The sequence below is a fragment of the Ewingella sp. CoE-038-23 genome, assembly GCF_040419245.1.
GTDB classification, from domain to species: domain Bacteria; phylum Pseudomonadota; class Gammaproteobacteria; order Enterobacterales; family Enterobacteriaceae; genus Ewingella; species Ewingella allii.
Genome location: NZ_JAZHOH010000001.1, coordinates 195,523 through 211,735 on the forward strand (window position 1 = coordinate 195,523; position 16,213 = coordinate 211,735).

Below are 16,213 nucleotides of genomic sequence, written 5' to 3' on the forward strand. Positions count from 1 at the left end.
TTACTCTCCGCGAACCAGGGTGAAGAAGTCGACGCGGCTGGCTGCCACTTCCCGAGCGCGCTGTTCGCGGCGCTCTTGTTGGGTAGCGGCCAGCGGGGCGATCAGGGATTTGTGCAACAGCTCATCCATGCCGTTTACCTGTAAAAGCGCGTCGATAATGGCGCACAGTTCGGCATGGGCTTTGTCGCGACCGGCGACATAGCTGTAGCCATAAACGCCGGAGTCGAGCTGCACCACGGCGCGAGTGACGGTCATATCACCCATCACAAAGCGTTTTCCGGTGCCACCCATGCGGCCTTGCAATTGGGTCAAGCCGGTTTCTGCGGCGCGCAGGCGTTCAAATTTTGGCGAGAGGTTCAGCGGTTGCCACAGCGCCAGAAGTTCGGCGGGCTGGCTGTGTGCCAGCACTGACATCCAGCGCTGGCGATTTTCGAGGGCGTGCATTCAGTGCTCCATTGTCAATTCAATCATGTCGGCGCGGGTCAGCCCGACGGAGTATTCCGCCACGTTGCCACTGCCGTCACAGGTGTTGAGAGTTCGCACGCACAGCAGCGGGGCCTGCGGGACGATTTCGAGTAATTTGCTTTCTTTCGCCAGTGCGCGGCGGGCGTTAATGCGGGTAGTGCGGCGGGTCAGAGTCTGTTTGATTTCAGTACGGATAAAGTCGTGCAGTGAACCATTGTGGAAATTTTGCAGAGAAGGCCACCAGTCGAGATCCGGCAGGTAGTGGTCGATAACGCTGACCGGCACCCCGTTCACCCGTCGCAGCGTGCGCAGGTGGATCACCGTGTCGCCCTCTTGCCGCGAAAGGGCCGTCGCGACGTGGTCGGTGCAAGGTCGCAGCACGGCTAACAATCTTTCGCTGGTGGGGTGACTGCCTTGCTCCAGCAGGTTCTGACTAAAACGGGCCTGCGAGTGCAGCGGGTAATCGTAAGGGCGCATCAGCACCAGGGTGCCAATCCCCTGACGGCGTTGCAGCCAGCCGCGCTCGACCAGCTCATCCACAGCGCGGCGCAGGGTGTGGCGATTGACTTGAAAACGGTCGGCCAGTTGTTGCTCAGGAGGAAGATAGTCGCCACAGCGATAGCCGTTGCGCAGTTCGAGTTCGAGTTCGGCAGCAATTTGCTGATATCGCGTGGGGTAACTGGTCGGATGTCTAGATAAGTTCATCATAATGAAAACCTCGCACGGTCTTAACGAGCAGACAAAACCTAAAAAGTTGAGCTGGCGGGGAAGCGATGAAGAGAGGGGAATACGCTTTCATAGTGCCAACCTCGTTTCGGTGTTGGCATCAGAATGGCCGAGCTAAGTGACAATTTGGTGAATGGCGGGTTGCAGATAAATGAATAGTGGAAGACAGCTCGCAGGAAAGTGAGAGGGGAGTTTACGGGGCAGGAGTGTTCAAATTACACTCAATGAGCAATAGGAAAAGGTAAGTCTCTCTCACATAAGGAATATGTATGTCTGAAGCAAATAATATGGATTTTCAGCCTGCCGGAAAGCCGGTATTACCCGAAACCGCCGCCGAAATTTGGTTGCGCGAAAATCAGCAAGGTCTTGAGGCAGTCAAACGATATGCCGAAGAGAATGGCGCTTTCTCTGATTACCAGCGGGCTTTTTGATGGAGCAGTACGCTGTTTATGAGAATAAAGGTGGAGGAAAGGCCGCTTATCCTTTTCTGCTGAACATACAGCACCCTCTGGTTGAGGGCATTAGCCCTACCGTGATGGTTCCTTTAGTTCCGCTGGTTAAGTTAGCTGCTTTTCCGCCCAAAAAGCTGTGCCCACTGCTACGAGTGGAACATCAATCCTATGTTGCCATGACACACATGCTGGGTGGCGTACACTCGTGTGAGGTTGGGGAGCGGGTCAGTAGGCTTGATGGAGAAATTTACGACGTCAAAAATGCCTTTGATTTTCTACTGAATGGTATTTGAATAATAAGAGAGAGGAGTGAGATTCCTCTCTCTTCATTTACCTCACCACTTCACCTCAAGTAATGAATCACCTGATTTGAGCTGCCGCGCCAGATAAGCGCGGGGTCTTTCAGCTCTTGCACAAATTTGCCGTCTACCAACACGTTGATTAACTCGACCACCTGCTGCTGGTCGGCGGTTAATTCATCAAGCTTGTAGCCGGTCCACATCCAGACGTTTTTGCCGGGGCATTCGGCCTGAACACGTTCTAGCAGATGGCGAATTGCCGACAAATTTTGTGGATGCAAAGGGTCGCCGCCGGACAGCGTCAGCCCTTGGCGCGGGATCAATTCGTCTTGCAGGTCGGCAATAATCTTATCTTCATCTTGTTGGGTGAAGGGTTTGCCCGAGTCCAGCCGCCAGGTGCTTTTGTTGTAGCACCCGCGACATTCATGGACGCAGCCGGAGACGAACAGCACGCAGCGCGTTCCCGGCCCGTTGACGACGTCCACACTGTAATATTGATGGAAGTTCAAAGCGTTAGCCCAATTGCCCATTGCCTAAATGCTTGACGCGGCGTTTCACCTCTTCCTGCTTACCGGCGTTGAACGGGCGAGCGTCGGGGCTGCCGAGATAGCCACAAACCCTGCGAGTGACCGAGACGCGTGACGGCTCGTGATTGCCACATTTCGGGCAGGTGAAGCCTTTGCTGGTGCAGTCGAACTCGCCGGTGAAGTGGCATTCGTAGCACTCGTCAATTGGCGTGTTGGTACCGTAATAAGGCACCCGCGAGTAGCTATAGTCCCAGACATCTTCCAGCGCTTTCAGGTTATGTTGCAGGTTCGGGTATTCGCCATAGCAGATGAAACCGCCGTTGCTCAGTGGCGGATAGGGCGCTTCAAAGTCCAGCTTCTGATAAGGGTTCACCTTCTTCTCTACATCGAGATGGAAGCTGTTGGTGTAGTAGCTCTTGTCGGTGACGCCGGGGATCAGGCCGAACTCGGCGGCGTCCAAACGGCAGAAGCGATCGCACAGGTTTTCGCTCGGCGTACTGTAGAGGCTAAAACCGTAGCCGGTTTCCTCTTTCCACGCCTCGGTGGCTTCTTTCAGGCGATTGACGATGGCGATGGCCTTCTCGCGCAGCTGAACGGCGTCGAAAACGTGGGTCTGGTTGCCATACAGCGCGTTGATGGTTTCATGCACCCCGATATAACCCAGCGAGATTGATGCGCGGCCATTTTTGAAGATGGGCGCGATGTCGTCGTCAGCTTTCAGCCGGACGCCGCAGGCCCCTTCCATATAGAGGATTGGCGCGACGCGGGCTTTGATGCCGTCCAGCCGTGCAATGCGCGTCATTAAGGCCTTTTTCGCCAGCAGCAGTCTTTGGTCGAGCAATGCCCAGAAGGCCGTTTCGTCGCGGCCCGCTTCAAGAGCGATGCGCGGCAGGTTCAGGCTGATCACGCCAATATTGTTACGCCCGTCGTGCTGCATCTCGCCGTTCTCTTCATAGACACCGAGGAAGCTGCGGCAGCCCATTGGCGTTTTGAACGAGCCGGTGACTTTGACCACCTGCTCGTAGTTGAGAATGTCCGGGTACATGCGCTTGCTGGCGCACTCGAGCGCCAATTGCTTGATGTCGTAATTGGCATCGGCGGGCTGGCGGTTAAGGCCGTCGCGGATAGCAAACACCAGTTTGGGGAACACGGCGGTTTTGCGGTTTTTACCCAGACCGGCAATGCGATTACGCAGGATTGACTGCTGAATCAGGCGCGATTCCCAAGAGGTACCCAGCCCGAAGCCAAAGGTGACAAAGGGCGTTTGGCCGTTGGCGGTGTGCAGTGTATTCACCTCATATTCCAGCGACTGGAAGGCGTCGTAACACTCTTTCTCAGTGCGGCTGCGGGCGAAGGCTTCACAGTCTGCCACCTGCCACTCTTCGGCCACGGCTTTGTGTTTGTTGAAACTCTCGGTCACAAAGGGGGCGAGGATCTCATCGATGCGATTGATGGTGGTGCCGCCATAAATATGGCTGGCGACCTGAGCGATAATCTGTGCCGTGACCGCCGTTGCGGTGGAAATTGACTTAGGAGTGTCAATTTCCGCATTGCCCATTTTGAAACCCTTGGTCAACATGCCTTTTAGGTCAATCAGCATGCAGTTAAACATTGGGAAGAAGGGAGAATAGTCGAGGTCGTGATAGTGAATTTCACCGCGCTCGTGTGCCAAAACCACGTCGCGAGGCAAAATATGCTGTTTGGCGTAGTGCTTGGCGACAATGCCCGCCAGCAGGTCGCGCTGGGTGGGAATGACTTTGCTGTCTTTATTGGCATTCTCGTTGAGCAGCGCCACGTTGCTTTGCTCGACCAGCCCGCGAATCTCCTGATTCAGCCTGCCGCGCAGCTCGCGCGTCACATCGCGGTCATGGCGATATTCAATATAGGCGCGGGCGAGTTTTTTGTAGGGGCCGGACATCAGCTGGTTTTCCACCGCGTCTTGGATCTCATTGATATCCACCTGCGATTTATACAGCAGCGCCTCACTCACCACTCGGGCGACCTGTTGGCAATACTCTGCGTTATCGATCCTGGCCGCACTCGCCGCGCGGCTGACAGCTTGATAAATCAGGCTGCTATCGAAAGGCACTTTGCACCCGTCCCGTTTGATGACGATCGGCAGTTGGTGGGGGGTATTGACGGGATCAGATTTCAACAGGTCAGCCTTCACAATTTAACTCCTTTTAAGCGCAATGCCGCACTGCTCAAGGCCTGGAGCCTTAACAGCAGAGAATAGGGCATAACGCTATATGTTGGGTTGTTTTTCTTAATCGGCCCACAATATATAGTCTATAAAGAATTTCTGTATTCTTGAAATACGCCTTCCCTTGACCTAAAACAAAGATTCCCCGCATAAGTTTATAGAATGAGCAAACGGCCAAAACGGCCTGTTAAATGGCGTAAAAATTGCTTCCTTTTAAAGCAGTTATCGAGGTCACATTTCCCTGCAAATTGCCTGCAATAAGAGAAAATGCGGTGTCGGCTTGCTTGATACTTTAGGTTTAAACTGAATTGACCGCTGAGGGTCTACAGGGCAGGGCACGGACATGAAAAGATAGCCTCAACAGGCAGAGCGATGCCTCTCATATTACCTATTGAGGAAGTGAAAATGTCATCGATTTTAGTGTTAAGCGCCCACCGCACGCCGGACCAGTCTCGTATCAATAAGGCGCAGGTTGCCGCGCTGCGCGAGGTTCCGGGCATCACCGTGCACGAACTAATGCGTGAATATCCAGACTATAAAATTGACGTGGCGCGTGAGCACGAGTTGCTGAAAAACCACCAGCACATCGTCATGATGTTCCCGTTTTTCTGGTATAGCTCACCGGCGATTTTGAAAGAGTGGGAAGACGCGGTATTAACCTACGGTTTCGCCTACGGTACCAACGGCACGGCGTTGCAGGGTAAGACTTTGCAGGTGATTGTTTCGACAGGTGGTGATGAAAAGGCTTATACGCCAGAGGGTTACAATCGTTATCCTGCCAAAGACCAGCTGTTGCCGTTCCACGCTGTGGCTAATCGTACTGGTATGGACTGGTTGGAGCCGCTGCTGATCCAAGGCGCGAACAACATGACTGACGAACAGGTTCCTCATCATGTTGAACGCACTCTGGCATTGCTGAAGAGCCAGCTTTAATCGCGCTGGCTCTGGGCTACTGCTTTATAACAGATAGAGGCACTCGTACGGTCGCAGGCAGTTGGCGACCGGCGCATCAGCATAGTTGCTGAAAATAGGTGCCTGCTGGTGGTTATCAATATTGAGGATCTGCTGCTCGCCGCTGAGGTTAGCAATCACCGTTAGCTGCTCCCCGTGCCAAGTACGACGATAGCACCACAGGTGTGGGTTATCTGGCAGCAGGTCTTGATAATCACCGTGCGTCAGCACCGGCAGCTCTTTACGCAGGCGAATCAGATACTGATAGGTGTAAAACACCGAATCGGTGTCCGCCAGCGCCTGCTCGGTGTTGATGTGGGTGTAATTCTCGCTCGGGGTGATCCACGGTGTGCCGGTGGTGAAGCCCGCATTGGCCGAGGCGTCCCATTGCATCGGCGTACGGCCATTGTCGCGGGATTTCGAGGCCAAAATCTCCAGCAGTTCTGCCTCGTTTCGGCCACTGGCCTTCAGCTCAGCAAACATGTTCAGGCTTTCCACATCGCGGTATTGCTCAAGATGCTGGTAGCCCGGATTGGTCATCCCCAGCTCTTCACCCTGATAGATGTAAGGCGTGCCCTGCATGCCGTGCAGCACCATCGCCAGCATCTTGGCGGCAGGCACGCGCAGCTTACCGTTTTCACCAAAGCGGCTCACGATGCGCGGCTGGTCGTGGTTACACCAGAACAGCGCATTCCACGCGTGGCCGTGCATCCCTTGCTGCCACTCATTGAAAATCTGCTTGAGCTGCACGAAGTCTGGCGCGGCCTTGGTCCACTTCTCACCGTTGGGATAGTCCACTTTCAGGTGGTGGAAGTTGAAGGTCATCGACAGCTCGCTGCCATCGTTGGCGGCGTATTTGCGGCAGTGCTCCAGCTTGGTTGACGACATTTCGCCGACGGTCATCAGGCCCAGCGGCTTGAAGACGTCGCGGCTGAATTCTTGCAGGAACTCGTGAATACGCGGGCCATCAGTGTAGAAACGGCGGCCATCGCCGATGTCGTCGGACGGGAAATCCTGCTGCTTGGAAATCAGGTTGATCACGTCGAGACGCAGGCCATCCACCCCTTTTTCCGCCCAGAATTGGCAGATCTTTTTCAGTGCTTCGCGTACCGGCGGGTGCTCCCAGTTAAGGTCCGCCTGCTCGCTGGCGAACAGATGCAGATAGTACTGCTCGCTCGCCTCGTGCCACTGCCACGCGCCGCCGCCAAACTTGGAACGCCAGTTATTTGGTGGACCTCCGGCGCTGTCGGCATCGCGCCAGATGTAGTAATCGCGATAAGGACTGGCGGGATCTTGTGCCTGTTTAAACCACTCGTGATGGGTCGACGAGTGGTTAAACACCATATCCATAACAATGCGGATCCCGCGGCGATGGGCTTCGGTGGTTAAATTTTCGAAATCTTCCAGCGTACCGTAATCCGGGTCGATAGCGCAGTAGTCGGCTACGTCGTAGCCGTTATCAACCTGCGGAGAAACGTACATTGGCGTTATCCACAGCGCATCAACGCCGAGGGTTTTCAGGTAGTCCAGACGGCGGGTGATACCGTTGATATCCCCCATGCCGTTGCCGGTGGTGTCCTGAAAACTCTTCGGGTAAATCTGGTAAATCACGCCGTTTTTCCACCACGGCAATTCACTGCTCATCGTCTTATCCTTTTCTTAATGCGTCATCTTTTACTAAACAATCGCCAGCTCGCCTTTACGCGCTTTACGCTTGTAAACCAGTACCGTCAGAATGATTGGAATGACGGTAGCGACCAGCATTGCCAGTGCGAATACGCCCCAGAACTGCGGTTTAATGGACAGAATGCCCGGCAGGCCGCCAACGCCGATACCGTTAGCCGTGACGCCGCTCAGGCCACAAATCAGGGAGGCCACTGCGGAGCCAATCATCGCGCAGAGCATTGGGAAGCGGTATTTCAGGTTGATACCGTACATCGCCGGTTCGGTTACGCCGAGGAAGGCGGAGATGGCGGCCGGGACTGAAACTTCGCGCTCGTTGTGTTTCTTAGAAGCAATAATGATGCCGACTACCGCCGCCGCCTGCGCGATGTTGGAGATAGCAATCAGCGGCCAAACTGGCGTGCCGCCGGTGCTCTGCACCATCTGCATGTCGATAGCCAGCGTAGTTTGGTGCACGCCGGTGATAACCAGAGGTGCATAGAGGAAGCCAAACAGGGCGGCGCCGATCGGTGCGAAGCTGCCGGTCATCACGGCTTTCACAGCCCATGCCACGCCATCACCAATCATGCGGCCGAATGGACCAATCAGGGTGTGGGCCAGGAACACGGCGAGGATCAGCGACACCACTGGCACGATCACCAGATAGAGGTAGTTCGGCACGATTTTCTTCAGGGCGTTTTCGATAATGGCTAATGCCATACCCGCCAGCATAGAAGGAATGACCTGCGCCTGATAACCCACTTTCTCAATAGTGAACCAGCCGAAGTTCCACACTTCAGGAATTTGCTGGCCGAGGTTGTAGGAGTTCATCAGCTGTGGGGAAACCAGCGTGATACCCAGCACGATACCGAGGATCTCGGTGCCGCCCATTTTCTTCACCGTGGACCAACAGACCGCCACTGGCAGGAACATGAAGATGGCTTCACCCAGCAACCACAGGAAGTCGTAGATGGTTTTCCACATCGGGTGCATCTGGGCCAATGTCTGACCGCCGCTCATCGGGATATCACCGATGACGTTGCGGAAACCTAAAATCAAACCGCCGCTGATAAGAGCGGGCAGCAGGGGGAAGAAGATCTCAGCGAAGTGCGAAATGCCGCGCTCCACCCAGCTCATGTTCTGGCGGGCAGCCACCTTGGCGGCCTCTTTGCCGGTGTCATCTTTACCACTGCTGGCGATCAGGGCTTTGTAGTAATCGTCAACTTCAGGACCAATAACCACCTGGAACTGTCCGGCATTGGTGAAACACCCTTTGACCATTGGCAACTCTTCAATGGCTTTCGGATCGGCTTTCTCTGGATTATTTAATACGAAGCGCAGGCGGGTAATACAGTGCGTGACCGTGGCGATATTTTCGCTTCCGCCGACCAGCTCTATTAGCCGATTAACAGCTTGCTGATTTACTTTGCTCATGGATTGACCTTATGTTCCCTTTGTACCTGACGCTAAGGAGGAGCCAAGGACGCTAGGGATATTGTGATTGTCGTTAGGGTACATTTCGACCTTTAGCATAGCCAAAGGGATGGGAACTTGTCCGGGAACGTTCCCGGTTTTAAGCGGTAGATCACAATTTTTCTGCATGGCTCAAAGTGAGGTATTCAGCTGGCCAATTGGCCGGGAATAATAATTTGCCTTAAGTCGGTTTTTTGGCTGAGTTGGGTGAGTAATTGGCGGGCAGCGGATTCGCCCCCCTTGCCATAACCCAGCTCGACCGAGAAGGTATTAGGGAAGAGGAAGCGGAGCAGGGGGTTGTTACCAATGCCGCACACCTGAACGCCGCTAACGTTCTGTTGTTGCAGGTATTTCTGTGCACCGAGCGCAATGGTGTCGGAGGCGCAAATCACCGCGTCGGTCTCAGGGAGCAAGACTTGAGAAATCAGCTCGAAGCCGCTTTCATAGTTCAGTTTGCCCAGAGCCATATGTGGCGTCAGGCCATGTTCCGCGCAGTAGCTTTGGTAAGCCTGAAAACGCAGCTGGCCGGTGGTGGTATCTTGCGGCGAGACGCCGATAAAGCTTATCTGCCGATGGCCTTTTTCCAGCAGGGTATCCATCAACAGGCGCACCGCGCCCGCGTCGTCATAGCAAACCGAAGAAAACTGCGGCATTTCGCGCGCCATCATCACCAGATTGTCCTGCCAGCCTTGCAGCATCGCGGCTTCTAACCCGGAGAAGCCAAACAGCACCACGCCGTCGATATTTCTCTGCTTCAGCACCTGCAAATGCTCTTGCACCCGTTCGGCGCTGAACTGGCTTTCCATCACAATAGGGTCGTAACCCTGCTCGTAAAATAGCGGCAGCATGGCGCGCACTGCCTGATTCTCAGAGGGAGAATCAAGGCGCGACACGATGATCGCCACAATCTTATCGCTGAACCCGCGCATCGCCCGCGCCGACTTCGACGGACTGAAATTATGCTGCTCAATCACCGCCAGCACCCTTTCGCGCGTGCGTGGGCTGACGTTGCCTTCATGGTTTAGCACGCGTGAAACGGTAGATTTACCGACCCCGCTCAGGCGGGCAATGTCATTAATGGTCAGGCGATTTTGCATGATTTTAGCGCTAATGATTGATCAGGTTTATGTTTGGTTGCAGTTAACCAGCGTAAACTGCGGGCGTTTGATAACCGCTGTATGCCAATTTGCCGATGAGCTGATGGTTTTGCTCAGCCGATGAATTGTAATACCGGACGGGTATCTTTTCCTAAACGTTCCTTACCGGAGATAAAAACCTAATGGGACCCGACCCCAATTCTGTAGGTCCGTTGTGATCCGGTAAGCATCCGCTTTTTAGCTACTGCTTACCGTGACACTAACGCTTGAAAAAGTGCTGTACAGGTAAGCGGTGGCGATCGATTTTCGTTCGTCCCCCCAATTTTAATTTATCCAATCCCCTGCACGGGCTAGCCACGCCTGCGTGTTGCAGTGGGACGGGTTTTGCTTTTGCCATGCCTAAATTTTAGATTCTGGGCGCAACAAAGGGTCGAACGATGTTCAAAACTATTACTCAACGGCTGCTCAATGCACTAAGCCGTAACTTACCACGCCGTCTGGTTCGCCGTGATCCCCTGCTGGGTGATGCATTGCAACAAAATGTGCACGGCGGCAAAACGCAGGAAATTCCTGCCAGTATCGCCAATCACAGCCTGAAGTGCGCCCGCGCGACGGAAGATCAGCTCTATCTGCAATTTGGCAGTCATCCTGAAGGGCTGACCGGCCCCGAGGTCGAGGCTATCCGCGAGCGCGTGGGCTTCAACCAGACTGACGATCAGCAGCCCGCGCCTTGGTGGCAGCACCTGTGGCACTGCTATCGCAACCCGTTCAACCTGCTGCTCACCGTGTTGGGGCTGGTCTCTTACGCCACCGACGACCTGACGGCGGCCTTGGTGATTGGCGCGATGGTGCTGATCTCCACCTTGATGCACTTCATTCAGGAAGCGCGCTCGAACCGCGCGGCGGACGCGCTGAAAGCCATGGTCAGCAACACCGCCACCGTGCTGCGCAGCGATGCTGAAACTGGCCGCAGTGAAACCTGCGAAGTGCCCATCAGCCAGCTGGTGCCGGGCGACCTGATTAAGCTTTCCGCCGGGGATATGATCCCTGCCGACTTGCGCATTCTGTCGGCCAAAGATCTGTTTATCAGTCAGGCCGCGCTGACCGGGGAGTCCCTGCCGGTCGAGAAGCAGGCCAACAGCCGCATGCCCGCCAATACCGACCCGCTGGAGCAGGATACCCTGTGCTTTATGGGCACTAATGTGGTCAGCGGCACGGCGATGGCCATTGTGATTGCCACCGGCGGCGAAACGTGGTTTGGCCAGCTGGCCGAGCGCGTGACGCAGGAAGAGACGCAGCCGAACGCCTTTCAGGCCGGGATCAGCAAAGTCAGCTGGCTGCTGATTCGCTTCATGATGGTGATGACCCCTATCGTGCTGGTGATCAACGGCTACACCAAGGGCGACTGGTGGGAAGCGGCGCTGTTTGCGCTCTCCGTGGCCGTGGGCCTGACCCCAGAAATGCTGCCGATGATTGTCACTTCGACGCTGGCGAAAGGCGCGGTTAAGCTTTCAAAACAGAAGGTTATCGTTAAGCGTCTGGACGCCATTCAGAACTTTGGCGCCATGGACATTCTCTGCACCGACAAAACCGGCACCCTGACGCAGGATAAAATCGTTCTCGAGCGCCACACCGACGTGCTCGGCGTCACCAGCGATGAAGTGCTGCACTTGGCGTGGCTCAACAGCCATTATCAGACCGGCCTGAAAAACCTGCTCGACGTGGCGGTGCTGGAGCGCGGTGACATTGCCAATGCGCGCAACTCATTGAAAGTCGATGAGATCCCGTTCGACTTCGACCGCCGCCGTATGTCAGTGGTGGTGTCTGACCATGCCGACAGCCATCGCCTGATTTGTAAAGGCGCGCTGGAAGAGATGCTGTCGATTTGCACCTTAGTGCAGCTCAACGGTGAGATTGTGCCGCTGACCGATGTGCTGCTGGCGCGCATTCGCCGCATTACCGATGACCTCAACCAGCAGGGGCTACGCGTGGTCGCCGTGGCGCACAAAGTGATGCCATCGCGCACCCAGGGTTACGGCATTAATGATGAATCCAGCCTGATTCTGGCCGGTTACATTGCCTTCCTTGACCCACCAAAAGAGAGCACCGCGCCTGCGCTGAAAGCCTTAAAAAACAAAGGCGTGACGGTGAAAATTCTTACCGGCGACAACCCGCTGGTGGCACGTAAAGTCTGTAAAGACGTCGGGCTGAAAGTGGATGAGATCCTGATTGGCAGCGATATCGAAAGCATGGATGACGCCCAGCTGCTGGCGGCGGCGGAGAGCACCACGGTGTTCGCCAAACTGACCCCGATGCACAAAGAACGCATCGTGCGCGTGCTGCGCGACAAAGGCCACGTGGTGGGCTTTATGGGTGACGGCATCAATGATGCTCCGGCGCTGCGCGCGGCGGATATCGGTATTTCAGTAGACTCGGCGGTGGATATCGCCAAAGAAGCGGCTGACATCATCTTGCTGGAAAAGAGCCTGATGGTGCTGGAGCAGGGCGTGACCGAAGGGCGTAAAACCTTCGCCAACATGCTGAAATATATCAAGATGACCGCCAGCTCCAACTTCGGCAACGTCTTCAGCGTACTGGTCGCCAGCGCCTTTCTGCCGTTCTTGCCAATGTTGCCGTTGCACCTGTTAATTCAGAACCTGATTTATGATGTGTCTCAGGTGGCTATCCCGTTTGATAACGTGGACGAAGAGCAGCTCGCCAAGCCGCAGAACTGGAACGCCGGGGATATCGGCCGCTTTATGGTTTTCTTCGGGCCGATCAGTTCAGTGTTCGACATTCTAACCTTCAGCCTGATGTGGTGGGTGTTCAAGGCCAACACACCGGAAATGCAGACCCTGTTCCAGTCCGGCTGGTTTATCGAAGGCTTGCTGTCGCAGACGCTGATTGTGCATATGATCCGCACCCGCAAAGTGCCGTTTATCCAGAGCCGCGCCTCGTGGCCGCTGTGCGTGATGACCCTGTTGGTGATTGTCACCGGTATCGGCCTGATCTACACCCCAGCCGCCGGATTCCTGCAATTGCAGGCGCTGCCGCTGAGCTACTTCCCGTGGCTGATCCTGATTCTGGCGGGGTACATGGTGCTGACCCAAACAGTGAAAGGCTGGTTTGTTCGCCGCTACGGCTGGCAGTAACCGCGCGTTGTTAAGCTTAAGGCGGTGATTGTTAACTCAATCACCGCCTTTTTATTACACAAAGGCTATAGTTAATCCTTTACGATTCAGCAGGCTATGTCAGTCTGCTTTACCTCTAAGGGATCTTGCCAATGCCATTGCCATTCCGTCGTTCCTTATTTGCCTCGTCGTTACTCCTTGCTATCAGCGCCTCGGCCTTTGCCGCACCCGCCGGGAATTTGCCCCTTATGCCTTGGCCGCAGCAGGTTGAAGTGGCCCCGCAGGCCGGAAAATGGGTGGTGGACAACAGCCTGTCGGTGGCGGTCAGCGGAGACAATCTCGGCGCTATTCCCCAGCGTTGGCGTGAGCGCATTGAGCAGCAGACCGGCTGGACGCTCCGGCCGCAGCCGACCGACGGCAAGCAGAGCAAAATTCAGGTAGTGATCAAACATAAAGTAGACGCCCTGCCGAAGCCGGACAGTGACGAAAGCTATGATCTTGACGTCACGCCGCAGGGCGCGACCATTACCGCCAACAGCCGATTTGGCGCGCTGCACGGCATGGAAACCCTGCTGCAATTGCTGCAAAACGACGGCGAAAACACCTTCCTGCCACTGGTAAAAATTAACGACAACCCGCGCTTTGCGTGGCGCGGCGTGCTGCTGGACTCCGCGCGGCACTTCCTGCCGATAAGCACCATTAAGCGCCAGCTCGACGGCATGGCCGCCGCCAAGCTGAACGTTTTGCACTGGCATTTGACTGACGATCAGGGCTGGCGCTTCGCCTCCGAGCACTATCCGAAGCTGCAACAGTTAGCCAGCGACGGCGAGTTCTACACCGTGGCTGAAATGAAAGACGTGGTGGCCTACGCCACTGCGCTGGGTATTCGCGTGGTGCCGGAAATCGACATGCCGGGCCACGCCTCGGCGATTGCCGTCGCCTATCCTGAGCTGATTAGCGCCCCCGGCCCTTACCAGATGCAGCGCGAGTGGGGCGTACACGAGCCAACACTCGACCCTTCCAACGAGCAGGTTTACAAATTTGCCGACACCATCGTTGGCGAGCTGACCGCCATCTTCCCCGACCCTTATTTGCATATTGGCGGCGATGAAGTGAAAGACACCCAGTGGGTGAATTCTCCGGCGATTCAGGCTTACATGAAGAAGCATAATATTGCCGACAGCCACGCGCTTCAGGCCGCGTTCAACAAGCGTTTGCAGGAGATTTTGCATCTGCATCATCGGCAGATGGTCGGCTGGGATGAGATTTTCCATCCGGACTTGCCGCACGACATTGTTATCCAGTCATGGCAGGGGCCGGACTCGCTGGGGGCCAGCGCGCAGCAGGGGTATCAGGGGATCCTTTCCACCGGCTTCTACCTCGACCAGCCGCAAAGCTCGGCCTACCACTATCGTAATGAGATCCTGCCGCAGCCGCTGGGCGTGGAGCAAAACGTCGCCGAGGGTGAAAAAGCCCAGAGCTGGGCATTCTCCATGCCGCGCCTGAAAGGCAGCGCGGTAGACGGCAGCTTTACGCTGATTGAAGGTAAGCAGGGCTGGCGCGGATTTATTGATTTCAAAGGCAAAACTCGCCGCGCCGTGCGCGATATCCTTTGGCAGAATGACGGCAAAGTCAGTTTCGTGGTAGACACGTGGATGGGTGACACCCGCCCGGTGCTCACCCTGAAAGACGGTAAATTCGACGGCTATTTCCTGATTGGCAACGCGCGCTATCCGGCTACCGGCAGCCAGCTCAGTGCAGTACCGCAAGGCACGCCGCCGGTGGTGCCAGACGCCAAAGGAATGAAAAACATTCTTGGCGGAGAAGCCGCGCTGTGGCAGGAAAATATCACCTCGCAGATTCTCGATCTGAAGCTGTGGCCGCGCGGCTTTGTGGTTGCCGAACGCCTGTGGTCAGCAGAAGATGTGAAAGATATCAACAACATGTATCAGCGTTTGGCGAAGGTGGATGCCTGGTCGGCGGTGTCGGTCGGGCTACAGCAGCATGCCGAAACCACCCGCCTGATGACCCGTCTGGCCAACAGCAGCGACATCACGTCGCTGTTGACCCTCTCCTCGGCCCTCGAGCCAGCGCAGTATTACACCCGCCAGCACCTGAAATTTAAGGCTGGAAACTACACCCAGTTTGAGCCACTGAATCGCCTGGTGGACGCGCTCCCTGCGGAGAGCAACGCGGTGCGCGAGCTGGATAATCAGGTCAAGGCCTTGCTGGCTGACGGCAAAGACGCACAGGCCGCCGCCGCCATTCGCAATCAACTGACGCTGTGGCAGGCCAATACCGCGCAGGTTCAGCCTATTCTGGCGCAAAACTACGTGCTGAAGCCGGTACAGCCGGTGGCGGAGCAGCTTGGCAAGCTGTCCGAGCTGGGGCTGCAATGGCTGGATAAAATCCAGAAAGGCGAGAGCATCACGGCAGAAGAGCGCCAGCAGGCGCAGGCACAGTTGGACGGCGCGGCGCAGATTCAGGATGAGTTGGTGATTGCGGCGGTCTATCCGCTGGAAAGACTGCTGCAGGGCGTGAAGTAAGGGACCGTGCGGCTGGGAGTCCATGATTGCGACAGATTTATAAACCCCGTTGCAACGGAAATAATGATCGGAGGAATGAAAAAAGCCGGAGGGGAAATCTCCGGCTTGGATTTTAGTAGTGATAGCGACAGGCTGCGATCATGATCGCATCTTCGGTCACTGCATAGACTAAACGATGTTCTTCAGTAATGCGCCGAGACCAGAAACCTGTCAGGTTGTACTTTAAGGGTTCAGGTTTACCTTTTCCTGCAAAGGGTTCTCGTTGTATGTCCTTAATGAGTTCGTTAATCCGTTTAACTATTTTTTTATCCGTTTGCTGCCAGTAGAGATAGTCGTCCCAAGACTGGCTGGAAAAGGTAAGTTTCAATCAAGTAGCTCCCTCTCAACGCCTTTGCCTGCCCTCAGTTCATCAATAGAATCCATGAGATGTCTGATGTTGGCTGGTGAGCGTAGCAGGTGAGCTGTTTCTTCTAAGGACTCGTATTCTTCCAACGACATCAGTACGCAAGGCGTCCCGTTTTGGCGAGTGATAAGGATCGGGGCGCGATCCTCTGCCGCCTGCACCATGGTCGTTGAGAGATTCTGACGAGCTTCGCTATAACTAACCGTTCTCATCGTGAATATCCTATATCGGTATGTACGGCATTCATTGTACGTCAATTTGTACAATTGGACAAATTG

At 55.3% G+C, this 16,213-nt stretch carries 14 protein-coding genes; 5 read left to right on the forward strand and 9 right to left on the reverse strand.

Annotation, left to right across the window (positions count from 1 at the left end):
* A complete protein-coding gene (gene phnG / locus V2154_RS01000; RefSeq protein WP_034795348.1) occupies positions 1-444 on the reverse strand; it encodes a phosphonate C-P lyase system protein PhnG in 444 nt (147 codons plus the stop codon).
* On the reverse strand, positions 445-1,170 hold the full coding sequence (gene phnF / locus V2154_RS01005; RefSeq protein ID WP_034795434.1) for a phosphonate metabolism transcriptional regulator PhnF: 726 nt from the start codon (positions 1,168-1,170) through the stop codon (positions 445-447).
* Between the two features lie 290 nt (positions 1,171-1,460).
* Here phnF and V2154_RS01010 point away from each other — a divergent pair, with 290 nt between their 5' ends.
* Both V2154_RS01010 and V2154_RS01015 read left to right on the forward strand, forming a co-directional pair.
* The gene (locus tag V2154_RS01010; RefSeq protein WP_353500704.1) at positions 1,461-1,622 is read left to right on the forward strand and encodes a type II toxin-antitoxin system CcdA family antitoxin; all 162 of its coding nucleotides are present in this window, start codon (positions 1,461-1,463) and stop codon (positions 1,620-1,622) included.
* Positions 1,622-1,936, forward strand: coding sequence for a CcdB family protein (locus V2154_RS01015; protein ID WP_353500705.1), 315 nt, complete (start codon positions 1,622-1,624; stop codon positions 1,934-1,936). Before V2154_RS01010 ends, V2154_RS01015 begins: the two co-directional genes overlap by 1 nt.
* Positions 1,937-1,986: 50 nt before the next feature.
* On the opposite strand, the gene nrdG is transcribed toward V2154_RS01015, so the two are convergent.
* Together nrdG and nrdD are read right to left on the reverse strand one after the other, a co-directional pair.
* Complete coding sequence (gene nrdG / locus V2154_RS01020) at positions 1,987-2,451, reverse strand: anaerobic ribonucleoside-triphosphate reductase-activating protein (RefSeq protein ID WP_353503878.1); 465 nt, start codon at positions 2,449-2,451, stop codon at positions 1,987-1,989.
* A 4-nt stretch (positions 2,452-2,455) separates the two neighbouring features.
* Complete coding sequence (gene nrdD, locus V2154_RS01025) at positions 2,456-4,591, reverse strand: anaerobic ribonucleoside-triphosphate reductase (protein WP_353503879.1); 2,136 nt, start codon at positions 4,589-4,591, stop codon at positions 2,456-2,458.
* Between the two features lie 486 nt (positions 4,592-5,077).
* Here nrdD and V2154_RS01030 point away from each other — a divergent pair, with 486 nt between their 5' ends.
* Positions 5,078-5,605 (forward strand): NAD(P)H-dependent oxidoreductase, encoded by a 528-nt coding sequence (locus tag V2154_RS01030; protein WP_034795356.1) that lies wholly within the window; start codon positions 5,078-5,080, stop codon positions 5,603-5,605.
* Positions 5,606-5,629: 24 nt separating this feature from the next.
* On the opposite strand, the gene treC is transcribed toward V2154_RS01030, so the two are convergent.
* The 3 genes from treC to treR form a co-directional block, all read right to left on the reverse strand.
* On the reverse strand, positions 5,630-7,267 hold the full coding sequence (gene treC, locus V2154_RS01035) for an alpha,alpha-phosphotrehalase (RefSeq protein WP_353500706.1): 1,638 nt from the start codon (positions 7,265-7,267) through the stop codon (positions 5,630-5,632).
* Between the two features lie 33 nt (positions 7,268-7,300).
* Entirely contained in the window at positions 7,301-8,719 is a 1,419-nt protein-coding gene (treB, locus tag V2154_RS01040; RefSeq protein WP_353500707.1) for a PTS trehalose transporter subunit IIBC, read from the reverse strand.
* Positions 8,720-8,904: 185 nt separating this feature from the next.
* On the reverse strand, positions 8,905-9,855 hold the full coding sequence (gene treR, locus V2154_RS01045) for a trehalose operon repressor TreR (RefSeq protein ID WP_353500708.1): 951 nt from the start codon (positions 9,853-9,855) through the stop codon (positions 8,905-8,907).
* A gap of 437 nt (positions 9,856-10,292) precedes the next feature.
* On the opposite strand from treR, the gene mgtA reads away from it, so the two are divergent.
* Both mgtA and V2154_RS01055 read left to right on the forward strand, forming a co-directional pair.
* A complete protein-coding gene (mgtA, locus tag V2154_RS01050; RefSeq protein ID WP_353500709.1) occupies positions 10,293-13,007 on the forward strand; it encodes a magnesium-translocating P-type ATPase in 2,715 nt (904 codons plus the stop codon).
* 131 nt (positions 13,008-13,138) lie between these two features.
* The gene (locus V2154_RS01055; RefSeq protein ID WP_353500710.1) at positions 13,139-15,532 is read left to right on the forward strand and encodes a beta-N-acetylhexosaminidase; all 2,394 of its coding nucleotides are present in this window, start codon (positions 13,139-13,141) and stop codon (positions 15,530-15,532) included.
* Positions 15,533-15,644: 112 nt separating this feature from the next.
* Here V2154_RS01055 and V2154_RS01060 read toward each other — a convergent pair whose 3' ends face one another.
* Positions 15,645-15,899, reverse strand: coding sequence for a Txe/YoeB family addiction module toxin (locus V2154_RS01060; protein ID WP_353500711.1), 255 nt, complete (start codon positions 15,897-15,899; stop codon positions 15,645-15,647).
* A complete protein-coding gene (gene yefM, locus V2154_RS01065; RefSeq protein WP_353500712.1) occupies positions 15,896-16,147 on the reverse strand; it encodes a YoeB-YefM toxin-antitoxin system antitoxin YefM in 252 nt (83 codons plus the stop codon). Before yefM ends, V2154_RS01060 begins: the two co-directional genes overlap by 4 nt.
* Positions 16,148-16,213: the final 66 nt, after the last annotated feature.